The following is a 21653-nucleotide window of genomic DNA, read 5'->3' on the forward strand; positions in this document are numbered from 1 at the left end:
GGTTCTCCCAAGCTGCGGCAGACGCTTCCGTTCCGCGCGCCTCGCAATCCGGCCGGGGCGCGACGGGGGTCGGTTCGTCGCGCCTGCGCCGGCGGACGGCCGTTCCCCTTCGAGCAGTATAACGGTACGCGGGAGGCTAACCTATGAGGGACTTCATAATACTTTCGATTAAGAAATATATCTGAGCAGGGAGAATGCAAAATTCACATGGGTTATGTGACAAACTCGCCCGCGTCGGTGCCCTACAATCGGCGCTGTCGGGGCGGCTGGGCCGTCCGGACGCGGGCCCGTGACGGGTCCGGAAGAGGGAACGAAGAGGGAACGAGAAGAGAGGGAGGCACCATGACCGATCATGGGAAGACCGCGGTATCCCGACGGACGTTCGTGAAGGGCTCGGCGCTGGCCGGCCTGGGGGCTGCAACCTTCGGTGCAGCTTCCATGTTCGGCTGCTCGTCGCCGGCTCCCGAGAAGCCGGAAGAGAAGCCCGAGCAGCCGAAGACCCCCGAAGCCGAACCCGAACGGGTGCCCACGAAGGCTTCCGCGGCGCCGATGGACGACACCGTCGTCTGGACGCACTGCGCCGTCAACTGCGGCAGCTGCTGCGCCTTGCAGTGCCATGTGAAGGACGGCGAGATCGCCTACGTCGAATCCGACAACACCGGCTCCGCCGAGCTGGGCGAGCCCCAGCTGCGCGCCTGCCTGCGCGGCCGTTCCATCCGCCGCTGGCTGCAGAGCCCCGACCGCCTGAACAAGCCGCTCAAGCGCGTGGGCAAGCGCGGCGAGGGCAAGTTCGAGGAGATCGAGTGGGACGAGGCGCTCGACACCATCGCCTCCGAGATGAAGCGCATCCGCGAGACCTACGGCGACGAGGCCATGACGTGCCACTACTCCTCCGGCGTGTGCCAGGGCCAGGTGCAGGCGAACCCCGTCAAGCGCCTGCTGAACCTCACCGGCGGCCAGCTGAACTACTACGGGTCGTACAGCTCGGCCCACATCTCCGCAGCTGGCACCTACACTTACGGCGGCGGCTCCTACGGCAGCTCGTTTCTGACCATCCAGCCGGGCCAGCTGGTCGTGATGTTCGGCGACAGCCCGGCCGACACCCGCATGGGCGGCGGCGCGCACACCCATGACTTCGCCTACGTCCGCGAGACCACCGGCTGCCGCGTGATCAACATCGACCCGCGCATGACTGACACCACCTGCGGCCAGGGCGGCGAGTGGATTCCCATCCGTCCCGGCACCGACGGCGCCCTGTGCGCGGCGCTGGCCTACGAGATCATCAACAACGGCTGGGCCGACGAGGAGTTCCTGCACACCTACTGCGTGGGCTACGACGAGGAGACCCTGCCCGAGTCCGCCAAGGGCAAGAACGCCTCCTACAAGGACTACATCCTGGGCAACGGCCCCGACGGCACGCCCAAGACGCCGGCCTGGGCCGCGGCCATCACGCTCATCCCCGAGAAGCGCATCGTCGATCTGGCCCGCGAGATGCACGAGTCCGACCCCTGCTACATCTGCCAGGGCTACGGCCCGCAGCGTCGCGCCAACGGCGAGATCACGGCCCGCGCCATCATGGTGCTGCCGCAGCTGCTCGGTCAGATCGGCAAGCCCGGCACCTCCGACGGCCGTCGCGAGGGATCCATGTCTGTGGGCCTGGGCATGATCCCCACGGGCGAGAACCCGGTCAAGACGAACATCCCCACCTTCGAATGGCCCAACGCCATCCTGCACGGCGAGGAGCTGACCGCGCTCAACGCCGGCGTGCAGGGCGCCGACAAGATGTCCGCCTCCATCAAGCTCATCTGGAACTACGCCGGCAACTGCCTGACCAACCAGCACTCGGACATCAACTACACCCACGACATCCTGGCCGACGAGAGCCTGGTGGAGTTCATCGTCACGTCCGAGATCTTTATGACCGACTCCGCGAAGTACTCCGATATCATCATTCCCGACCTCACCTCCCAGGAGCAGCTGTCCATCTCTTCCGACGGCTATTCGGACAACATGATCGCCGTCATCTTCGGCGCTCCGGTCTACGAGCCGAAGTTCGAGCGCCGCGGCATCTACGAGGTGTGCGCCGACCTGGCCGACCGTCTGGGCGTGGGCGAGGCGTTCACCGAGGGCAAGACCCGCGAGGACTGGCTGCGCCAGATCTACGACGAGTGCCGCGAGAAGCACGCCGACTGGAACATGCCCACCTGGGAAGAGGGCTACAAGATGGGCGTGTGGAAGCGCAAGCCCGAAGTGAACCTGTCGCTCAAGGCCTTCGTCGAGGATCCGGTTGCCAACCCGCTGAAGACGCCCTCCGGCAAGATCGAGATCTACTCCGAGAAGCTGGCCGGCTTCGAGGAGACCTGGGAGTTGGCCGAGGACGAGGTTGTCACGGCGCTTCCCATCTACGACCCCGGTTTCCTGGGCTACGAGGCCTGCACCGAGGAGTACCCGCTGCAGATCACGGGCTTCCATTACAAGGCGCACACCCATTCCAGCTACGCCAACAACGAGGTCATCCAGACGGCCGCCCATCATGTGGCCTGGGTCAACCCCATCGACGCGGAAGCTCGCGGCATCAAGGACGGCGACACGATCCGCGTGTTCAACGACTGCGGCGAGATCCGTATCGAGGCCAAGGTCACCCCGCGCGTCATCCCGGGCAACGTGAGCATCCCGCAGGGCATGTGGCACGACGCCGACATGGCGGGCGACAAGGTGGACCACGGCGGATGCATCAACACGCTGACGAAGTACCGTCCGTCGCCGTTGGCCAAGGCCAACCCGCAGCACAGCAACATCGGCCAGATCGCGAAGGCGTAAGAGGGGGAGACAACCATGGCCCAGTACGGTTTTCATTTCGACGGGACGCGATGCACCGGCTGCAAGACCTGCGTGCTCGCCTGCAAGGATAAGAACGACCTGCCCAACGACATCAACTTCCGCAATGTGCACGAGTTCGGCGGCGGCTCGTGGAAGCAGGACGCCAGCGGCTGCTGGACGACCGACGCCTTCACCTACCACGTGTCCGTGGCCTGCAATCACTGCGATGCGCCCGCCTGCATGGAGATGTGCCCGCAGGGGGCCATCGGCAAGGACGAGGCCACCGGCGAGGTGTTCTCGGATCCCGAGATGTGCATCGGTTGCGGGACCTGCGCGAACTCCTGCCCCTACGGCGCCCCGAAGGTGGACGCCACCAAGAAGAAGTCGGTCAAATGCGACATGTGCGCCGACCGCGTGGCCGCGGGCAAGCAGCCCGTCTGCGTCGAGGCGTGCCCGCTGCGTGCCCTGGACTTCGGCAAGATTGATGATTTGCGCGCCAAGTACGGCACCGACGCTGAGGTGGCCCCGCTGCCGGCGGCCAGCGAGACGAAGCCGAACCTGGTGATCACGCTTCCCGTGAACGCCAAGAAGGTCGGCGATACGAGCGGCGACGAGCAGAATCCGCGCGAAATCAAGTAGAGGGATGCGGTAGAGTGAGGCTCGAGGGCTGAGCGCGCTGGCGACCTGGGCTATGATGCTTAAGGTCGCCAGTGTCTTTTGAGGGGATGTGCCGGAGGGAGGAGGCAAGGTGCAGCACGGGTTTCACTTCAACGGGCTTCGCTGCACCGGGTGCAAGACCTGCATGCTCGCATGCAAGGACTACCACGACCTTTCGCCGTCGATTTCATTTCGGCAGGTCTACGAGTACGTCGGGGGCGGTTGGAGCGTCGGCGCCGACGGTCTGCCGGCGCAGGACGTCTTCGCCTACTACGTGTCCTCGGCCTGCAACCACTGCGCGCACCCCATCTGCACCCAGGTATGCCCCACCGGGGCCATGGGCAAGGACGAGGACGGCATCGTGACCGTCGACGAGCGGCGTTGCATCGGGTGCGGGTACTGCGCCCTGTCGTGCCCCTACCGGGCGCCGAAGGTGGACCGGGAGGCGGGCCACAGCGTGAAGTGCGACGGATGCGTGGAGCGCGTGCGGGAGGGCAAGCGGCCCGTCTGCGTGGAGGCGTGCCCGCTGCGCGCCCTGGACTTCGGGCCTGTCGACGAGCTGCGCCGACGCTACGGGGAGGAGAGCGACCTTCTGCCGCTTCCTGACTCCTCGGCCACTTCTCCGAGTCTGGTGGTCACGAAGCCGGCCTGCGTCCGCGCCGATGCCGAACGGGTTGCGCGCGAAGGCGCCGTGGCGAACGTCCGAGAAATCGTCTAGAAGGGATAAGCGATGACCGAGGAAATGGAAGCCATCGAGTTCGCCGGGTCCACGCTGGCGCCGTTCTTCTTGAACGATCCGCGAAAGGGCGACGCCGGCGAGGCGTTCGCCGCTCTGGGGCAGTTGGACGTCGACGCCGCCGCGAAGGAGTGGCCCTTCGTCGACGAGGCGCAGGCGGCTGCGGCGTTCGATTTGATGAAGGCGGGGCTCGCCGACGGCCCCGACGCCGACGAGCTGGTATGGGAGTACCGCCGGCTGTTCGTGGGACCGGGGCATCTGCCGGTTCCCCCGTGGGGGTCGGTCTACACCGACGTGGAGTCGGTGGTGTTCGGCGAGAGCACCCTGGCCCTGCGCGCGTTCATGCGCAAGGAGGGCGTGGAGCGCACCGCCGACGAGCGCACGCCCGAGGACCACATCGGGCTCATGTTGGCGCTCATGGCCTACCTCGCCCGCGAGAAGCCGGAGAGCCTGGACGAGTTTCTTTCCGAGCACCTGCTCACCTGGGCTCCCCATTACCTCGACGAGCTGGGGGAGGAGTCGGCGCATCCGTTCTACGAAGGGCTGGCCCAGCTGACCCGCGCGACGCTGGAGGGCATCGGGCGGACTCGGGGTCTGCAGGTGACCCTGCCGCGCTTCTACCGGTAGGCGCATGCGCCCATGACCGGTTTCCCCACCGCCTTCAGCGAGATCACCCTGGTTCTGTTCACGACGCTGGCGCCTTCCGGGGCGCTCGCCTACGTGCTGGCGAACCTGCCGATCGCCTTCGGCCGCGCCACCGACGAGGAGCGCGAGCACCTCGACAGGTCGTCGTGGCTGTTGCTGGCCGTCACCATGGTGGGGCTCGTCGCGTCGGCGACGCACCTGGGCAACCCCTCGAACGCCCTGTACGTGTTCACGGCCGTGGGCAAAAGCCCCCTTTCCACCGAGGTCTTCTGCGCCGTGGTGTTTTTGGCCCTCGCCGGCGTGTACTGGCTGTACTCCTTCGCCGAGCGGCCCCGCCGGCGGCTGCAGCGGGCGGCCGTCATCGCTACCAACGCGGCGGCGCTCGCGTTCGTCGCGGCGACGGCCTTCGCCTACAACGTGGGCACCGTCCCCACGTGGAGCCATCCCCTGGTGCCGATCTCGCTGTTCGCGAACGCCCTGATGGGCGGTCCGGTGTTGGCGTGCCTGGGCTTTGCGGCGGCGCGCTTCGAGCCGGGGCGCGCGCCATGGGGAGGCAGGCTTCTGGGGCTCTCGGCGGCGGCCCTTGCGGCGAACCTGGCCGTGTACGCCGTCATGGCTGTACAGCTGGCGCCGGTCTCCAACGAGCTAGCGAGCGTGCCCGAGCTGGTGCCGAACTACGCGGCGTTCATCGCGGCGTTCGCGGTGCTGGCCGCGGCTGGGCTTTTCGTGGGGTTCCGCGGTCTGCGGGCCCGGGGGAGGAGCCTTGTCGTCAGGATGGCCTGCGCGAGCGCTCTCGTGCTGGCGGGGCTGTTCGTCATGCGCTTCACGTTCTACATGTCGCACCTGACCATCGGGCTGGGAATCTGAGGGCGCGTTTCCGGCGGGCGCACTTCTTCGGGAAGGCGTGCCCGTTCGCGGCGCTGGCGTCCCCGGTCGTCCCTTAGCGTTCGCCGAACTTCGGCAGGGTGCGCAGGAGCGCCCAGGCTTCCTGCTTGCCCCGGTCGGTTTCCATGAGCGATTCGAAATCGTCGAAGGCCACGAAGGGGCGGCCCAGCAGCGAGGCGCGCTCACCCAGGGCGAGGGGGCAGCGGTAGCCGGCGGAGAGCGCTTCGGCGCTGGTGCGGTCGGCGCAGACCAGGCACAGCGGGTCGATGCCTTCGACCAGCACGAACAGCGAGCGCGGGTCGAGGGCTTGCGCGTCGGGGCGGTCGGAGCCGTCGGGCGAGTCGACAGGGCCTGATGCGTCGAGGCTGTCGGGGGCGCCGAAGGCCTCCAGGCTGGCGACCACCGCTCCGTCGTCGCCGTAGCCTAATGCCCGGGCCGAGTTGCGGCAGGCGGTTTGCGCCGCTTCGTGCAGCGGGCGGGCGCTCACTACCAGAAACGTGCCCAGGCGCTGGCCTTGCAGATGGTCGGCGAACATGCCCCATGCTTGGTCAAGGGCTGCTTCGTACATGGTTGCGCTGGCTTTGGGCATGGTGGCGGTACGCCTTTCGAAGGGTAGGGCGAGCGTCGGAGTCCGTGGGCGGCCACCGACGGCGGACGGCGAAACGTTGTCGTCTGTCGTCATTCTACCCCATCGCGATGCGCATGGTTGTCGAGCGCGGTGGGCTTCCTTCGCCCATCTGTGTCCGGAACGACGTGAGAGACGCGGGCTGCGGATGTCAAGGGCTATTAAGGATTGGGAAAGATTTCGGTAAGAAAGACTCAGTATTCGGGGCATGGTGATTAATGACCTACAGGCATAGGCTGAGCTCAGGCTTGAAAAAGCCATCTAGGGGAAACCAATGACGCAATCAAAGAGGAGGAAGCAATGGCAAACCACCAAAGCGTATTGCGCAAGGCGCCGTGGCTGAACAGGCGCAGCTTCGTGAAGCTGGGTGCGGCCGCCACGACGGCGCTGGCCGCCGGCGGGCTGAGCGCCTGCGCGAGCAGCGGCCCGAAGACCACGCCCGCCACCGACCCGACCGAGGCCGGAGCGGAAGAAGAGGAGACCCGCTCGCCCATGCCCGTTGACGACCGCAACATCACCGAGGGCACATGGGTAAGCGCGGCGTGCTGGCACAACTGCGGAGGCCGCTGCGTGAACAAGGTGCTGGTGCGCGACGGGGTGGTGGTTCGCCAGAAGACCGACGACAGTCACGAGGATTCCGCCGAGTTCCCGCAGCAGAGAAGCTGCGTGCGCGGCCACTCCCAGCGCAATCAGGTGTTCTCTGCCGACCGTTTGAAGTACCCCATGAAGCGCAAGAGCTGGCAGCCGGGCGGTGGCGAGAACGCCCACGGCGAACTGCGCGGTATGGATGAGTGGGAGCGCATTAGCTGGGATGAGGCTTTCGAGCTAGTGGCTAGTGAGTTCACCCGCATCGCCGAGGCCTACGGCCCTCGCGCCTTTTTCGGCGACGGAGGCGAGGCGTGCAAGGTGCTCAGCCTTATGGGCGGCTTCATTCCGAACTGGGGAACCACCTCTTGGGGTTCGTGGCGCTTCACTGCGCCGACCGTCGGCTTGCCTGATGGGTTCTCCGGCGGAGGAACTGGCATCAACGACCGCTTCGACCTCCAGGAATGCGACTACGTTGTCGCTTTGGGTATCAATCCCGCATGGTCGTCTGCAGGCAACCCCTCAAGCTTCATGCTACAGGTCAAGCAGTCTGGTGCGAAGTTTATCGGCATCGATCCGTTCTACAACGATTCTTATGCTTTAGTCGATGCGGATTGGATCCAATGCCGACCCTCGACGGATATCGCGTTTCTGCTGGGCGTCGCCAATGCCATGCTTGAGATGGACGACGAAAAGCACCTGATTGACTGGGGCTACCTAGCGAAGTACACGGTTGGTTTCGACGCCGACTCCATGCCCGAGGGCGAAGATCCCGAGGGCAACTTCAAAGATTACGTGCTCGGCACCTATGACGGCGTTCCCAAGACGCCGGAGTGGGCGTCGAAGATTTGCGGGTCCGATCCGCAGAAGATTCGTGAGGTGGCCCAGATCGTTGGCAAAGATAACAAAGTGGCCATCCTCTCTGCTTGGGCCAACGGCCGCACTCACAGCTCCGATTCGCTCGGTCAGGTGTTCATGACCGTGGGCGCCATGGGCGGTCATTACGGCAAATCGGGACACATGTGCGGCATCTCCGGCCATCGGTACGCCTTCAACGGGGGCCCTCATCTGGTGAAAGCCGGAGCAGCCGGTCAGCCTTCCGTGAAGAACCCCCTTGCCGCCACCGAGGGCATGAACCATACGCAAATGTGGCAGGGCATCCTCGAAGGCTCCTACACCTACTGCGGTGGAGCCACTGCTAAGTCGCCGGGGGAGCAGCGCGACGTCGACATCAAGCTTATCTACCACGACAGCAGTGCCCGCTTGCAGACCGCTGACGGCCAGGCCATGGGCATCGAGGCCCACCGCAAGGTCGATACGGTGGTTTCCCATGGCATGTTCCTTACCACGAACGCCCTGTACTCGGACATCGTGCTGCCCGTGACGTCGATGTGGGAGGTGGAGGGAGGCTTCCAGACGGGCGGCAAGGAAGCGCTCTTCTACCATTCCAAGGTTGTCGACCCCATGTATGAAAGCAAGACCGACGCCCAGATTGCTCGCGGCCTGTGCGACAAGCTGGGACTTGACGCCACCCAGCTTTACGCGCTCAGCGATCACCAGGCGCTGTTCAACCAGCTTCTCGGCGCCACCTATATCGACGAGGCGGGCGAAGAGAAGCCGCTGCTGACTATCACCGCGGACGATATCGCGAAATGGGGGTGCGAGGGCGAGCCCCAGGAAGGCGTCGTCGCTCTAGACAAGTTCATCTCCGACGGCGTGTACCAGATTCCGCGCAAGAAGGGCGACGCCTATACCTTCATCGCGTTCAAGGACTTTGTCGATGATCCCGAAGCCAACCCGCTTAAGACGGCGACGGGGAAGATGGAGATCTGCTCCCAGACGTTGAGGGACTCCATTAATGCCATCGGGTTCTCGACCATCGAGGCGGTTCCGACCTATATCGCACCCCAGGAGGGTTACGAGGCGACGTTCTCCGACTTTGACAAGGGCATCAAGGGTCAGTATCCCTTCCAGGTTTACAACCCCCATTACCTGCGTCGTTCTCATACGGTGTTCGACAACGTGCAGTGGCTCCGCGAAACCTGGCCGAACCCCGTGTTCCTCAGCGCTGTCGACGCAGCGGAGAAGGGCATCTCCACCGGGGACACGGTACTTCTGACCAGCCCTCACGGCAAATGCCTGCGCAAGGCGAGCGTCACCCAGAGGCTCATGCCCGGCGTGATCGGCCTGCCTCACGGCGCATGGGTGAACGTCGACGAGAATACCGGCATAGACCGTGCTGGCTCCGACAACTACCTGACGGGTCAGGTGCAGTCCGGTCAAGGAACGTCTGGCTGGAACACCTGCATCTGCAACTTGGAGAAGTACGGCGAGGCACTTCCGGAAGATATCGATGTCGAGATGCGCATCGTCTCGGCTCAGGCCTAAAGGAGCGATGAGATGACGAAGCAAGGTTTCTACTTCAACATGGCGGCCTGTATCGGATGCCGGACCTGCCAGATTGCATGCAAGGACAAGAACGACCTTGCCGTGGGCGATACGTTCCGACGTCTGGAGGACTACGAGGTGGGGGAGTTTCCTTCTGCCACGGTGTACCATTACTCGCGCACATGCAATCATTGCGAGAATCCCGCCTGCGTACAGGTTTGCCCCAACTCGGCGATGTACATCAGCGAGGAGGACGGCACGGTGCTGCACGACGACGAGAAGTGCATCGGCTGCCAGTACTGCGTGAAGGCCTGCCCCTACGGCGTGCCCACCTATATAGAGTCGTTGCAGCTGACCCACAAGTGCGATGGATGCCTGGCCTTGCGCAACGCCGGCGAGAGCCCGGCCTGCGTGGCATCGTGCCCCATGCGGGCGCTGGAGTTCGGCCCCTTCGACGAGCTGAAGAGTCGCCATCCTGACGCCGTGCGCGACATCGCCATGCTTCCTAGCTCGTCCGAGACGGAGCCGTGCACGCTGATCGGCCCGCGGCCTGTCGCTGTCGATTCGGCCGGAAGCGAGATCTGGTTCTAGGGCTTTGCCGGGCGCGGGTGCCGAAAAGGGCAGCCGCGCCCTCTTGTCTGCTGCGGCGGGGAGGCGATGCCGCCGCCCGGTCGCTTTGCGCTCTTTCCGTTTGCCTGGTGTAGGATAAGCATCGGATGCGCGCTCGGCGCTGCGCGAGAGGCGAATACTGTGAGGGGGCGAGCCGTGAGGGACCTGGGCAACGTGCGTCTGAAGACCAAGTTCGGCGTACTCATCGTGCTTTTGGTGGTCATGTCGCTGGGAGCGAACATCGTCTGGACGTCGATGAACGCCCGTTCCCAGATGGAGAACGAGCTGCGGGAGAAGGGCCAGGTTTTGGCCCAGCAGATGGACGCGGTTTGGGGGTTCATGGCCTCCAACCAAGACCGGCTTGAGCAGATCTCCTATACCGACAAGGGCGTTTATCAGGGGCTTCATTGCGCCATCGTAGGTCGCAGCATCGGGCAGCTGTTCACGTCCCAGTCGACCTACTCCACCAAGTTCGTGAACTTCAACCCCCGCAACCCCGCCGACGAGCCCGACGCGTTTGAGTCTGCGGCGCTGAACGCGTTCTTCGAGCATGATGCCGTGGAGTTCTACCAGATCACCGAGCAGGACGGCGAAGAGGTCTTCCGCTACGTCGCCCCCATGCGCATAGAGCAGAACTGCCTGGAATGCCACGGCGAGCCGGCGGGCGAGCTGGACGTGACGGGTTTCGCGAAGGAGGGCTGGAAGCTGGGGGACGTGGGCGGCGCCATAAGCATCGTCATGCCCTTGGACGTGTACATGGAAAGCGAGCGCGCCTCCATCATCCAGGACGTCATCTTCTTCGGCGGCATGCTGATCGTGTGCCTGCTGGTCATCTACTTGGCGCTGCGGTACCTGGTGACCAAGCCGCTGGCCCGCATACGCTCCGGCGTGGAGTGCATCCAGCAGGGCAACTTGGACGTGCGGTTCGCCCATTCCCAGTCCTCGCGCGAGATAAACGACCTTATGCGCGAGTTCAACACCATGGCCGCCGAGCTGTCCGGCATCTACGGGAGCCTTGAGACACAGGTAAGCGACAGGACCGCGCAGCTGGCCCGGGCCAACGAGGTACTCGAGCAGCAGCGGGGTCAGCTCGAGCAGGCCAACCGCCGCCTCAGGGAGGAGAACCGCTACAAGTCCGACTTCCTGGCCATGATGAGCCATGAGCTTCGCACGCCCCTGACCAGCATCATCGCCTTCGCCGAGCTGCTGAGCAGCGAAAGTGAGCCGGCTGACGAGAAAGAGGCGGAGACCCTGCGTGAGATCGAAGCCAACAGCCATGCCTTGCTGCTGATGATCAACGACATACTGGAGATGAGCCGCCTGGACGCGGGCAGAACGGATATGAACGTGGAAGTGGTCGATTTAGGGGATGTGGCCGGCATGGTGTGCGACGTGGTGCGCCCCCTTGCCAGCCGCAATGGCCTGGAGTTTTCCTGCGAGATAGATCCAGACGTCCCCTTGATAAGCGCGGATTTCGAGAAGGTTCGCCATGTGGTCGAGAATCTGTGCGGCAACGCCATGAAGTTCACGCCCGAAGGGGGCAGCGTGCGGCTTTCCATAGGCATGGACGAGCAGGGAGAGCACGTCCTCATCCGGGTTTGCGATACGGGAATCGGCATCGCGCCCCAGGACTGGGAGCGCATCTTCGAAAGGTTCGTCCAGGTAGACTCGTCGGTTTCGCGGAGGTATAGCGGAACGGGGTTGGGGCTGGCGCTGGCCAAGGAGTACGTGGAGATGCACGGGGGCACCATAGCAGTGGAAAGCGAGTTGGGGCATGGCAGCACGTTTGTTGTGAGTCTGCCTGCGAGGGTAAAGGAGGGCTAGTGGAGCGAAACGCTGCATCGTCTCGGCCTGCGGCGGCGGCCAAGATCATGCTTATCGACGACGACAAGAGCCTGCATGTGCTGATGCGGCGCATTCTGGAGGGCTCGGGCTACCGGTTCTGTGGGGCGCAGGACGGTGCGAGCGGCCTGGAGATGCTGGTGCAGGAGAAGCCCGACCTGCTTATCCTGGATGTCATGATGCCGGGGATGAATGGGTTCGAGGTGTGTCGCCGCATGCGCGAGGGAGGCAGGAGGATCCCGGTGATCTTCCTGTCGGCCAAAGGCGACATCGTGGACAAGTCCATCGGGTTCAACGCCGGGGGCGACGACTACGTGGTGAAGCCGTTCAGCTCCGACGAGCTGCTGCTGAGGGTGCAGGCGCACCTGCGCCGCCACCGGGACGACTTGGCCTTCGCCAAGGCCGTCAGCCGGGAGGGGTCGAGCAAGACGGGCGATCTGGAGATCCGCTTCAATTCCTACGAGGCCTACTTGCGCGGTCGGCCGCTGAACCTGACGGCCAAGGAGTTCGAGATCTTGGCGCTTTTGGCCGCCAACCCCGGCCAGGTGTTCACCCGGGGCCAGATCTACGAGCACATCTGGGGGTCGGACAGCACCGTGGACGAAAGCAGCATCACGGTGTTCATCCGCAAGATCCGCGAGAAGATAGAGGACAACCCCTCGCAGCCGAAGTACCTGCTGACGGTCTGGCGCGTCGGGTACAAGTTCGTCGAGCGGGTCTAGCCTTAGGGCTTGGCGCCCGGGCGCCACCTGCTGCGTCAGCGCACCTGCTTGGAAAGCGACGCGTCCTCGAACTCCTTCGCTTCGTTTCGCTCGCAGCGGCCTCCCGGACAGCGGGAATCCAGGTCGTAGGAGCTCCAGTCGCGACGTTTGTCCTTCAGGCTTGCGCGTACTTGCCGCTCCAGCCGGCGATGGGCGGCCAGGACGTGCAGGGTGCTTTTCGGGCTCTGGCGGATCTCTCGCAGCGCCCTGCCTGCTTCGGCGTTCATGGCTCGTTCTGCCAGCAAGGCCAGAAGCGGCATGAGGAACACCGACACGCCGCCGGCCGCCACCAGCACGGATGCCGTTTCCTGGCTCATGGCGTCGGCGCTTACGGCCACGGACGTCACGGCGACGATGATGGGCAGCGCCGTGGCGCAGTAGAACGATACCGTCAGCCGCTCGCGCACGTCCATGGCGCGCGAGCTTTTCCCCAGCGTCAGCGACACGAAGATGGGCAGGGCGCGCACGAACAGCAGCAGCACGATGAACAGGGCCAGCAGCTCGGGCGCCTCCCCGATGGCCCGCAGGTCGACCTTGGCACCCGATACCACGAAGAACAGCGGGACCAGAAAGCCGTAGGCGATGGCGTTGTGCTTCATCTCCATGGTTTGGTTGCCCTCGGGGATGATGAAGCGCAGGATGAACCCGGCGGCGAAGGCGCCCAGCACGATGTCCAGGTCGAACACCGCCGAGATAGCCGTCAGCCCTATGAGCAGCAGGTTCACCGTGCGGATGATCATCTGGGAGTTCGTGTCGGCGTTGTCGCGGATGAAAGTGGACACCCTGCCGCCCACGGATTTGCCCACTTTCGGCACGATGGCGAACAGCACGGCGATGGCCAGGAAGGCGGCAAGCACCAGCATGGTCTGCCAGGTGGCGCGGGCTGAAAGCAGCAGCGCTATGGCGATAATGGGGAACAGCTCGCCCCAGGTCCCGTAGGCGATGATCTCGTCGCCTACGCGGGTGCCCAGGATCCCCCGCTCCTGCAGGATGGGCAGGAGGGTTCCCATGGCCGTGGTGGTAAGCGCGATGACGACGGCGAGCCCGTCCAGGTCGAAGGCGGAAAGCGTGGGCCACAGCGCCACGATGGCGAACGCGATGGCGAAGGTGACGAGCCAGGTGGCCGCGCCGCGCCTGCCCTCGGCACCGGCCAGGCTTTTCGGCGAGATCTCGTAGCCGGCCAGCAGGAAAAGGAAAGCCAGCCCCAGGTCGGAGAATAGCGAGATGGCCTCGTTGGTCTGGATGATCCCCGCGCCATAAGGACCCAGCAGCGCGCCGGCGATGAGCAGCAGCACCGTTTCGGGCACTGCCTTGCCGGGAATGAGCGACGCCAGAAGGGGGCAGACCACGGCAACGAGGGATATGTAAGCAAGAGAGACCAGGTCGGCGGTCATGGCTCCTCCTTGGTTGGGCTGCTGCGGCGCGTTGCGGATGCGCGTCGGGCGGGCGGCGGGCTGCTGTGGCCGGTATGATGCTGGCGGTTTGCTGCTGCGGCGCACCTCCGGCATGCGTCGGTATGGTGAGCGGCTTCGGCATCGTCTGCGTTTCGCCGACCATCTTGCTTACTATAACGCTTAGCGCCGCGGCTGGCGCAGAGGGCCGTGCAGCGGCAATGGATTGTTGACGGAGGCTGCGTGGCGGGCTTGCCGGCGCGGCTTTCCACCTGCGAATGCTACAGTTTGCGGAAAAATTCACACGCGGCAGTTGCCCCCGATGCGCCTTTGGCCTATAACGGGCGGAGCGAAAACCGCGATCGTAGCCGCTTTCGGCGAGCCCGCACGGGCCTGTCGGGAGGCGGAGAACCCAAGGAGGACGCCATGTGCGCCAACGGAGTTAACACCGGTCAGTTCGAGCAGATGATCGACCAGATAGACGACCACGTGAAGCTGGAGCGCCGCTGGGCCCACACTTTGGGGCACATGGCGGGCGATGCCGGTTACGCCACGGTGTGCGAGCGGCTGCATGAGGCCCAGGCGCTGCTGGACGAGGTGCGTGCCAAGCTGGACGAAGCGAAGGACGCCTTGGAAGACGACGCCGACGCTGCCGGCGGCGTGACGGTTAGCCTGGTCTAGGACGCTGCTATGGCAAGCGAGCTGGTGCGTTTCTCGGTGGCCATGCCCGAGGACCTGCTCATGGACTTCGACCGCTTGGTGTCCAAGCGCGGCCTGGCCAAGAACCGCAGCGAGGTAGTGCGCGACCTGGTGCGCGAAGCCCTGGTGGAGGAGCGCTGCGCCATGCCCGGCGTCGAGGTGATGGGGACCCTGACCATCACCTTCGACCACCACTCCTCAGACTTGCAGGACAAGCTGCACGCCATCCAGCACGAGTACTTCGGCAACATCGTGTCCAGCATGCATGTGCACCTGGACGCCCATGGCTGCCTGGAGGTGATCGTGCTGCGCGGAGAGGCGGAGCTGGTGCAGGACATCGCGAACCTTATCCTAGGCACGAAGGGTGTGAAGAACGGCAAGCTGGTGCTGACCACCACGGGCAGGAGCCTGTGGGGCTGATCCGAACCTGCGCCCGTTCGCGGCGCGGACGACGATTTCCGGACGACAAGATGGAGGCGTCATGGACGAAGTGGTGATGCTTGGCCACGGCAGTGGCGGCACGATGATGAAGCGCATCATCGACGAGGTGTTCTTCGAAGCCTACGCTGGCGAGGAGCTGCGCCGCGGCGACGATGCGGCCGTGCTGCCGGCGCCCGGGCCGCGCGAGCGCCTGGCGTTTTCCACCGACAGCTTCGTCGTGACGCCCCATTTCTTCCCCGGCGGCGACATTGGGCGCTTGGCGGTGTGCGGCACCGTGAACGACGTGGCCACTTCGGGCGCCACCCCTTTGTATCTGAGCTGCGGATTCATCCTTGAAGAGGGCTTTCTCGTGGACGATCTGCGCCGCATCTGCGCCAGCATGGCAGAGTGCGCCCGGGAGGCAGGTGTGGTCATCGTCACCGGCGACACGAAGGTGGTCAACCGCGGTCACGGCGACGGGGTGTTCATCAACACCTCGGGCGTGGGCATGCTGGACGCGGGCGTGAACCTGGGCGGCGCGCAGTGCCGGCCGGGGGACGCCGTGCTGGTGAGCGGCACCTTGGGCGACCACGGCATTACCATCATGAGTTGCCGCGAGGAGCTTTCCTTCTCCGCCGACATTCGAAGCGATGCGGCCCCCCTGAACCACCTGATCGCCGACGTGCTGGCGGCGGCTCCGCAGACGCGCTGCTTCCGCGACCCTACGCGCGGGGGCTTGGCCTCCACGTTGAACGAGCTCGCATCCCAGGCGGGGGTGGACTTCGTGGTGGACGAGGACGCGGTTCCCGTGAAGCCTGCAGTGCGCGGCGCATGCGAGATGCTGGGCTACGACGTGCTGCAGGTGGCAAACGAGGGCAAGATGGTGTGCGTGGTGGCCCCCGATCAGGCCGAAGCGGCTCTAGCGGCCATGCGCGCGAACCCCTACGGCGCCGATGCGGCCATTATCGGGCACGTGGAAGAGGCCCGTCCCGAGCGCGGCCCGAAGGTGTTTCTGCGCACGGGCTTCGGCGGCAAGCGCATCCTGGACATGCTGGTGGGCGAGCAGCTTCCGCGCATCTGCTAGCGGTTGGTCGGCGTGTTTGCTCGCGCGCGTCCGAGCTGCTGCGCCGACGCCTCTGGCGTAGCGGCATGCCCCTGACGCCCCTTGCGCACGCCCAAAGGCGGTCGGGTTGCCGTCGGGGACGGCCGAGACCCTCCGGATTCCGGCGGGTCGGCGTTCGAGCAGAGGTCTTGCCGCTTGTAGAAGCTCCCATGCACTTCAAAAGATTGCCCTTGCATTGTGGGCGGAGTTTGGTATCTTGCGCTCATGCCAAAAGCGCATGGGCCCGCGAGCGCGGGGTTGAAACAGACGAGAAGGAGCAAGCCATGTCCCATCCGGTTATCGATGCTGACGAGTGCATCGGCTGCGGCATCTGCGTTGACGCGTGCCCTCAGGAAGTGCTGGAAGTTGTCGGCGGTGTTGCCGAAGTGGTGAACGAAGACAGCTGCATCGCCTGCGGCGACTGCGTTGAAGAGTGCCCCATGGGCGCCATCCCCGAGATCGTCGAGGAGTAGCGCGAAGTCTTTCCTCAGCTTGTAGCTGCAAGGCCCGGCTCCTAAAGGAAACCGGGCCTTTTTGCCGTCTTGCGATGGCGACAAGCGGTGCGGGCTATCTCATATTGCTGGATGGGGAGCCGTTCGCTCGACGCAGCGCTTGAGCGGAAAAGGATTAGGGGGAATGGCGAGAGGGGCGGTTGTTGAAAGCTTTGGAGATGGGACTGAGACGAACTGCGCCCGCTTCCTTTCCCGCTGTTTGGAAACTCGTTCGATGCGTACTTGGGCTGCCGCTACCGACACCCCGAACTTGTCGGCGATTTCATACTTGTCCATGCCGACGATTCCGCACAGGGGCATAAGAAGCTCTTCTGCCAGGACATCTGCTTGCCATTCGGCGTTCTCGTATCGAAAAGTCGTCTCGGATTGCTTTTCGTTGGGGTCAGCCACGCCATGTGCGAGTATAAGGTGACTTCCTTCGTGGGTACCAGTGTAACGGGCGTATCCCAGCCCCTTGCAGAGGTCGCTGTAGACATCTTCCCGTAGACACAAGCGATGTATGGTCGGGTAGGTCCGTCCGAGATCTTCACCGAGCTCTTCTTTTCCGAGGATTTCAAAAGAGTAGTCGGGCCAGATGGGCAGGAAGTAAAACTCAATCATCTCCCGAACGGGGAAGGGCTCGCTATCGCCAAGACCGAACGACAGTCGCACAGATGAGGCGATCGCCCTGAGCTTATCGTTGCTGAGGGGCGCGACTTTCACTCCGCGGGAGTAGGCGGGGTTATGTGATGGCTTTGAGAAGTCAACGTTGGTTTTCAGCATCGGCCTCCGTGTGTGCGAGCATGTGCGCTATCGTAAACTTGCTGCGCTCGTCGAGGGCGGGGAACCTGCGGGCAAATGAGATGGCGAGGTCTCTGTCGTCGGGCGATAGTCCTTCCAGACTTACGGTTACTGATTCGTCGCTTATTGCCCGGGCTCGGTGCAGCTCTTCGATTTGGGCTGACGTGAGTTGGTAGATTGCCCCGACCCTCTCGATAAAGCCCTTGGGTACGTTGCGGTTTCCATTTTCTACGGACGAGAGCATAGCCGGCGAGAGACCGACCTTCTTTGCCATGTCCATTAGGTATTCGCCACGCTGTGCGCGAATGCTTCTTAGCTGCTTTCCAAGCTCCGTAACCACGGGGTCTCCTTTATGAGAAGTGCGATGATAGCATTATACCTTCGTTGGGGCTGCCGTCTGGCGCGGGAGGGTCATTCTCCCTATCGGAGTCCTTGACTTTGCCGTCGAAGTACCGTTCTCGAACGTGGTTGTATCGGCGCCAGTTTATTCCAAAACGGTTGAGCTGCTCCTCTGCGGTTTTGTCTTGGCGCCCATAGAGGATGAGCTTGGATGGGCGGACGCGAAGCACCTTCTCGAGGAAGAAGCTGTCTTCGTTGCTTTGCAGCGGTGCGCAGCCGAGGAACCCTGCCGCCCACATCACGTTTTGCGGAATGGCGTCAAGATGCCTGAACGTTGCCCGGGAACCGGTTCGAAGGTTTGCCACGACAGGCACGTTGTTCACGGCCAGCACAGACATGAACAACTGATTGAGGAGCATTATCTCTCCCTGCCATTCGAGGTCCATGTCTTGAGTAACCGTCGCGTCCATCATGACGGCGCCCTTGAAGCGGCGATATTCTGGTAGATCGTCAAGAACGCGGTCGATGCGGGGGTAGAGGTCGGTGTCCGCAGCGAAAAAGCAAAGGAGCGTGTCAGAGGGGTCCCCGACGAAGGGAGCGTTTCGGTGCTTGAAGGGCACCATGTCTATTGGCCATTCGTCGAGAAACATCTCAGGGGCGAGGAGAGGGAAACCCTTTTCGTCGAATCCGACTCCGCGATCTTGCAGATAGGCGGTCATGCCATCTACGGTCATCACGATATCGAGCAGACTAGATATCATGAGCTGAGCCTCTCCGCCAAGAGGGGCGTCATTATGCGGACTTCGGCATCAGGGAGCGCGTCGGCAAAAAAGGAACGCATCTGGTTAGCGCGCTTGATAAAGAACTCTAAGTTGACGAGCGAGCCTACCGTGGGGACATAGTCGAGGACGAGGGCCACGTGACTGCATTCTTTAAGGCGCTCGACGAGCAAACTGAGCTGTGCGGGGTCTTCCAAGGAGAAGAGGTGGGAAAGGGGTATAAAGCGTCTCTCGCCTCTGGTATCGAAAAGCGACCGCTTGCTGCCCAGCGGGCTGTACGTGCAGTCCCAGAGAATGAAACCGGGGTTTTCCGAGGGGAGCCGATCCCACATGGCGCCCAGAAGCTTGTAAGTGCTTTTCATTCGGTCGCCCCCTTACAGCTCCACAACCACGCCGGTGCCCAGCTCGATGGCTCGTTCGGCGTACTCGAGGAGTTTCTCGTAGAAGTCCTGCAGAACGGGAGGTACCGGGCGCTCCATACGGTTGTGCAGCCATGCTGCCAGGAGCTTGCAGTGTTCCGTGTCGAAGTAATCAGGGTCGCCTAGGCTGAGCACCATGTCACAAGCGCCCATGATGGGGAGAATGAAATCATCGTAGAGAACGGGCCACAATGTATCGAGATCGTCGAATGGTTGGATTGAAGGGTAGTAGACCTCGTTATTCCCTTCGGACTGCGAAGAGTGGCATGGAATATCTCCATAGTGTACAAGGTTTTCGGGGCGTATGATAAGGGTGATATGCATACGTCTACATCTCCTCTCGCTTCAAGATGCGAAAGTGGGTGAGGTCGTCGTTGTCGCAAGGTGAGCCGTCGAGAAGCGTGTACTTTCGCGCTATCCGGTCGTAGATTCGAGCGTAGCCTGCAGCCATGTCCGCTACAACGCTGTACCGTTCGCCCGCGAAGATGTACTTCGTCCCCTTGACTTCTCCTCGGTCACCCGGGGCGAACCGGTCGCAAATCTCGTTCAGGTTGACGTTGGTCGTTTCCCACCGATGCCCGTGACGGTCCTTGCGAGCTCGCGCCTTGGCGTAGGCGCGAGCCATGGCTTCGTCCTGTGCTGCGGTTGTTTTCACGTAGTAGTCCGCTGCTTCCGAGTAAGCGCTTTTGCTATCGGCCATGTAACCTCCTGTCTCGCAGAGTTTTTCTCATCAGCGGTCTGTAGGGTATCATGAATTCACCATTGAGTAAATCACATATCTGTAAAACACAAAACGGTGAATCGCCGAGGCTGACAGCTGGCTCATGCTTGCTTTGTCGCGCGGATGCTGGGACTGCCCGGCGCGACTACAGGGCCCGGTCGTTCTGGCTTATCAAGTCGATGACCTCTTGGCGGGAGTGGACGCCCAGCTTGCGGTAGATGTTCTTCGAATAGGTCTGGGCGCTGCTGAGCGAGATGACCAGCACGTCGGCGATCTTGCGGTGGGAGTTGCCCGCCGCAAGCAGTTGCAGCACCTCCCGCTCGCGCGGCGTCAGCCCGAACTGCGAGGCGATTTCGTCGCAGCGGGCGCTTAGGGGGCTGCCCGGCGCTTCTGGCTGATTCGGGTCCTCCGCGCAAGGGGAAGCGCTGCTTACGGCGGCGGGGCTGGTGGCGGGTTCGGAAGACGGGTTTCTGCCGCGTACGACGGGTGCACCGTCGGCGTTCGTGCTGGGCGTACTGGTTGCCGCGGCTGCATTGCCGGCGCCCAAGGCGGTCAGGTTTCCGGCCGCGGCGGGGGTGTTTGTGGTCGAGGTCTTGGTCTGCAGGTTGAGCACGGCCAGGATGAGCAGCAGCATGGCCGGAATGATGCAGGCGCCCAGCCACAGGTACGCGGGGAGGTCGGCGATGAGCGGCGTCACGAAACGGGCGAACATAGCGAAGGACATCTCGATGCCCAAGGGGATAAGGAACAGCGCGGCTACGGCAGCCGTTGCGGGAACGCCCTCCGCCACCGAATACATGAGGGCTGTCTCCCACAGCAGGAATAGCGCCAGGATGCGCGTGGGAAGCACTAGCTGCTCGCAGAGGTCGGGATGGTTGCCCATCAGCATGGCCACCAGGTAGGAAACCGTCACGCAGATGAGCGTGAAGAACACGAGCACCCTCAGGAAGCCGGACTGTCCCTTGCGCGGGAGAATTCCGTCTGCGCGGGAGACCAGCGCAGCTAGCGCACCGGCGAGGGCAACGGCCAGCAGCTTGCTGAGCAGGGTGGTGGAAAAGGGCATCCCGGGGTGGGAGAACAGGCCGCTGAAGAGGTAGCTTGCGAACAGGTAGAACAGCAGCGCCGCCGCCATGAGCGTGTAGGGGCTGGCGATGAGCGCTCTTGGAGATGTCGCGCCGCTTGTCGTCGATATTTCACGATGCCCGACGACGCCCTCCGCTGCGGTTGAGCCTTCGAGCGGTACGAAAGCCACTGCTGCCGAAGCGAGCGGCAGGAATGCGGCGATGGGACCGAAGAGTTGCTCGGCGCCGAGAGAGCCGAGCGCGACGGTGAGAAGCAACGCTATCAGGAGGTTGGCCAGGAACGAGTAGGCGGACAGCAGGCATGCGCGCTTCGTTCCGATCCGGCAGGAGATGCGGGCCCATTGCAGCGCGGTGGCACAGGTGAACAGGCTGAAGAGCGTCGAGCAGAGCACGCTTGACGCGGATGCCAGGGGGCCGCAGGGCGCAAGGGGCGAAAGGGCCACCAGCAGCAGGCACAGGCCTGCGGAGTAGAAGGCAGCGGCACGCAGAAGAGGTGGCCAGTGCAAGCCGGCACACCGGCGTCCGGCCGCTTGTCTCCCGGACGGATTGCCCGGTTTGCGCGGTCCTGCGGCAAGCAGGCAGGCAAGCGCTATGGCTATGGCGCAGGCGCACTGCAGAAGCGAGCCCAGGCAAAAGGCGGGCGAGCCGACGGAGAAGCCGGAGAGCGCGGCGAACGATTCGGGCACGAGCTGGTAGCTGAGGGCGAACCAGAACGGCGAGAGGCCGGCCACGAAAAGCCATTCCCGTCTCTCCTGCGCTGCCATAGGCTCCTTCCTTCTTGGCGTGAGTGCAACCATTATAGAGGTATTCCCTGTCATGCATGACGGCAAGCGCTCGATGAGGTGTGCTGTCTACC

General features: G+C 63.6%; 22 protein-coding genes. 13 read left to right on the forward strand and 9 right to left on the reverse strand.

Annotated features, from left to right (window positions below; all coding sequences use genetic code 11):
* Positions 1–342 precede the first annotated feature (342 nt).
* The 5 genes from NFR41_RS04935 to NFR41_RS04955 all read left to right on the forward strand — a co-directional run bounded on the left by NFR41_RS04935 (position 343) and on the right by NFR41_RS04955 (position 5725).
* The gene (locus NFR41_RS04935) at positions 343–2820 is read left to right on the forward strand and encodes a DMSO/selenate family reductase complex A subunit (protein ID WP_251230944.1); all 2478 of its coding nucleotides are present in this window, start codon (positions 343–345) and stop codon (positions 2818–2820) included.
* 15 nt (positions 2821–2835) lie between these two features.
* Positions 2836–3459, forward strand: a complete 624-nt coding sequence (locus NFR41_RS04940; protein ID WP_160213545.1) for a DMSO/selenate family reductase complex B subunit — start codon at positions 2836–2838, stop codon at positions 3457–3459.
* A 109-nt stretch (positions 3460–3568) separates the two neighbouring features.
* A complete protein-coding gene (locus NFR41_RS04945) occupies positions 3569–4195 on the forward strand; it encodes a DMSO/selenate family reductase complex B subunit (protein ID WP_251230945.1) in 627 nt (208 codons plus the stop codon).
* Between the two features lie 12 nt (positions 4196–4207).
* Positions 4208–4840 carry a Tat proofreading chaperone DmsD gene (dmsD, locus tag NFR41_RS04950; RefSeq protein WP_251230946.1) on the forward strand — a complete coding sequence of 211 codons (633 nt, stop codon included), beginning with the start codon at positions 4208–4210 and terminating at the stop codon, positions 4838–4840.
* 12 nt (positions 4841–4852) lie between these two features.
* Entirely contained in the window at positions 4853–5725 is an 873-nt protein-coding gene (locus NFR41_RS04955) for a dimethyl sulfoxide reductase anchor subunit family protein (protein ID WP_160305102.1), read from the forward strand.
* Positions 5726–5798: 73 nt separating this feature from the next.
* Here the strand turns inward: NFR41_RS04955 and NFR41_RS04960 are convergent, their stop codons facing one another.
* Positions 5799–6332: a hypothetical protein gene (locus tag NFR41_RS04960; protein WP_251230947.1), complete on the reverse strand. Its 534-nt coding sequence runs from the start codon at positions 6330–6332 to the stop codon at positions 5799–5801.
* 336 nt (positions 6333–6668) lie between these two features.
* On the opposite strand from NFR41_RS04960, the gene NFR41_RS04965 reads away from it, so the two are divergent.
* The 4 genes from NFR41_RS04965 (at position 6669) to NFR41_RS04980 (ending at position 12514) form a co-directional block, all read left to right on the forward strand.
* A complete protein-coding gene (locus tag NFR41_RS04965) occupies positions 6669–9341 on the forward strand; it encodes a molybdopterin-dependent oxidoreductase (RefSeq protein WP_251230948.1) in 2673 nt (890 codons plus the stop codon).
* A gap of 12 nt (positions 9342–9353) precedes the next feature.
* Entirely contained in the window at positions 9354–9932 is a 579-nt protein-coding gene (locus tag NFR41_RS04970) for a 4Fe-4S dicluster domain-containing protein (RefSeq protein WP_251230949.1), read from the forward strand.
* Positions 9933–10106: 174 nt separating this feature from the next.
* The gene (locus tag NFR41_RS04975; protein ID WP_251230950.1) at positions 10107–11774 is read left to right on the forward strand and encodes an ATP-binding protein; all 1668 of its coding nucleotides are present in this window, start codon (positions 10107–10109) and stop codon (positions 11772–11774) included.
* Positions 11774–12514: a response regulator transcription factor gene (locus NFR41_RS04980; protein ID WP_432762690.1), complete on the forward strand. Its 741-nt coding sequence runs from the start codon at positions 11774–11776 to the stop codon at positions 12512–12514. Before NFR41_RS04975 ends, NFR41_RS04980 begins: the two co-directional genes overlap by 1 nt.
* A gap of 35 nt (positions 12515–12549) precedes the next feature.
* Here NFR41_RS04980 and NFR41_RS04985 read toward each other — a convergent pair whose 3' ends face one another.
* On the reverse strand, positions 12550–13947 hold the full coding sequence (locus NFR41_RS04985) for a cation:proton antiporter (protein WP_251230951.1): 1398 nt from the start codon (positions 13945–13947) through the stop codon (positions 12550–12552).
* A gap of 423 nt (positions 13948–14370) precedes the next feature.
* Here NFR41_RS04985 and NFR41_RS04990 point away from each other — a divergent pair, with 423 nt between their 5' ends.
* From NFR41_RS04990 to NFR41_RS05005, 4 genes are all read left to right on the forward strand, one after another.
* Positions 14371–14625, forward strand: coding sequence for a dynein gamma chain protein (locus tag NFR41_RS04990; RefSeq protein ID WP_160213550.1), 255 nt, complete (start codon positions 14371–14373; stop codon positions 14623–14625).
* Between the two features lie 9 nt (positions 14626–14634).
* Complete coding sequence (nikR, locus tag NFR41_RS04995; protein ID WP_160213551.1) at positions 14635–15063, forward strand: nickel-responsive transcriptional regulator NikR; 429 nt, start codon at positions 14635–14637, stop codon at positions 15061–15063.
* Positions 15064–15124: 61 nt separating this feature from the next.
* Positions 15125–16147: a hydrogenase expression/formation protein HypE gene (gene hypE, locus NFR41_RS05000; RefSeq protein ID WP_251230952.1), complete on the forward strand. Its 1023-nt coding sequence runs from the start codon at positions 15125–15127 to the stop codon at positions 16145–16147.
* A 302-nt stretch (positions 16148–16449) separates the two neighbouring features.
* Entirely contained in the window at positions 16450–16638 is a 189-nt protein-coding gene (locus NFR41_RS05005) for an ATP-binding protein (protein WP_160213553.1), read from the forward strand.
* 99 nt (positions 16639–16737) lie between these two features.
* Here the strand turns inward: NFR41_RS05005 and NFR41_RS05010 are convergent, their stop codons facing one another.
* From NFR41_RS05010 to NFR41_RS05040, 7 genes are all read right to left on the reverse strand, one after another.
* Positions 16738–17439 (reverse strand): ImmA/IrrE family metallo-endopeptidase, encoded by a 702-nt coding sequence (locus NFR41_RS05010; RefSeq protein WP_251230953.1) that lies wholly within the window; start codon positions 17437–17439, stop codon positions 16738–16740.
* Positions 17420–17797 (reverse strand): helix-turn-helix domain-containing protein, encoded by a 378-nt coding sequence (locus NFR41_RS05015; protein WP_160213555.1) that lies wholly within the window; start codon positions 17795–17797, stop codon positions 17420–17422. Before NFR41_RS05015 ends, NFR41_RS05010 begins: the two co-directional genes overlap by 20 nt.
* A gap of 10 nt (positions 17798–17807) precedes the next feature.
* Positions 17808–18557, reverse strand: a complete 750-nt coding sequence (locus NFR41_RS05020; protein WP_160213556.1) for a DUF4417 domain-containing protein — start codon at positions 18555–18557, stop codon at positions 17808–17810.
* A complete protein-coding gene (locus NFR41_RS05025) occupies positions 18554–18937 on the reverse strand; it encodes a hypothetical protein (RefSeq protein ID WP_160213557.1) in 384 nt (127 codons plus the stop codon). The genes NFR41_RS05020 and NFR41_RS05025 overlap by 4 nt, the downstream gene beginning before the upstream one ends.
* 12 nt (positions 18938–18949) lie before the next feature.
* Positions 18950–19186, reverse strand: coding sequence for a hypothetical protein (locus tag NFR41_RS05030; protein ID WP_160213558.1), 237 nt, complete (start codon positions 19184–19186; stop codon positions 18950–18952).
* 136 nt (positions 19187–19322) lie between these two features.
* The gene (locus NFR41_RS05035) at positions 19323–19694 is read right to left on the reverse strand and encodes a hypothetical protein (protein WP_251230954.1); all 372 of its coding nucleotides are present in this window, start codon (positions 19692–19694) and stop codon (positions 19323–19325) included.
* A gap of 166 nt (positions 19695–19860) precedes the next feature.
* A complete protein-coding gene (locus tag NFR41_RS05040) occupies positions 19861–21561 on the reverse strand; it encodes a response regulator transcription factor (protein WP_251230955.1) in 1701 nt (566 codons plus the stop codon).
* Between the last annotated feature and the right edge of the window lie 92 nt (positions 21562–21653).

Source organism: Adlercreutzia aquisgranensis (genome assembly GCF_943193145.1).
Lineage (GTDB): Bacteria > Actinomycetota > Coriobacteriia > Coriobacteriales > Eggerthellaceae > Xiamenia > Xiamenia aquisgranensis.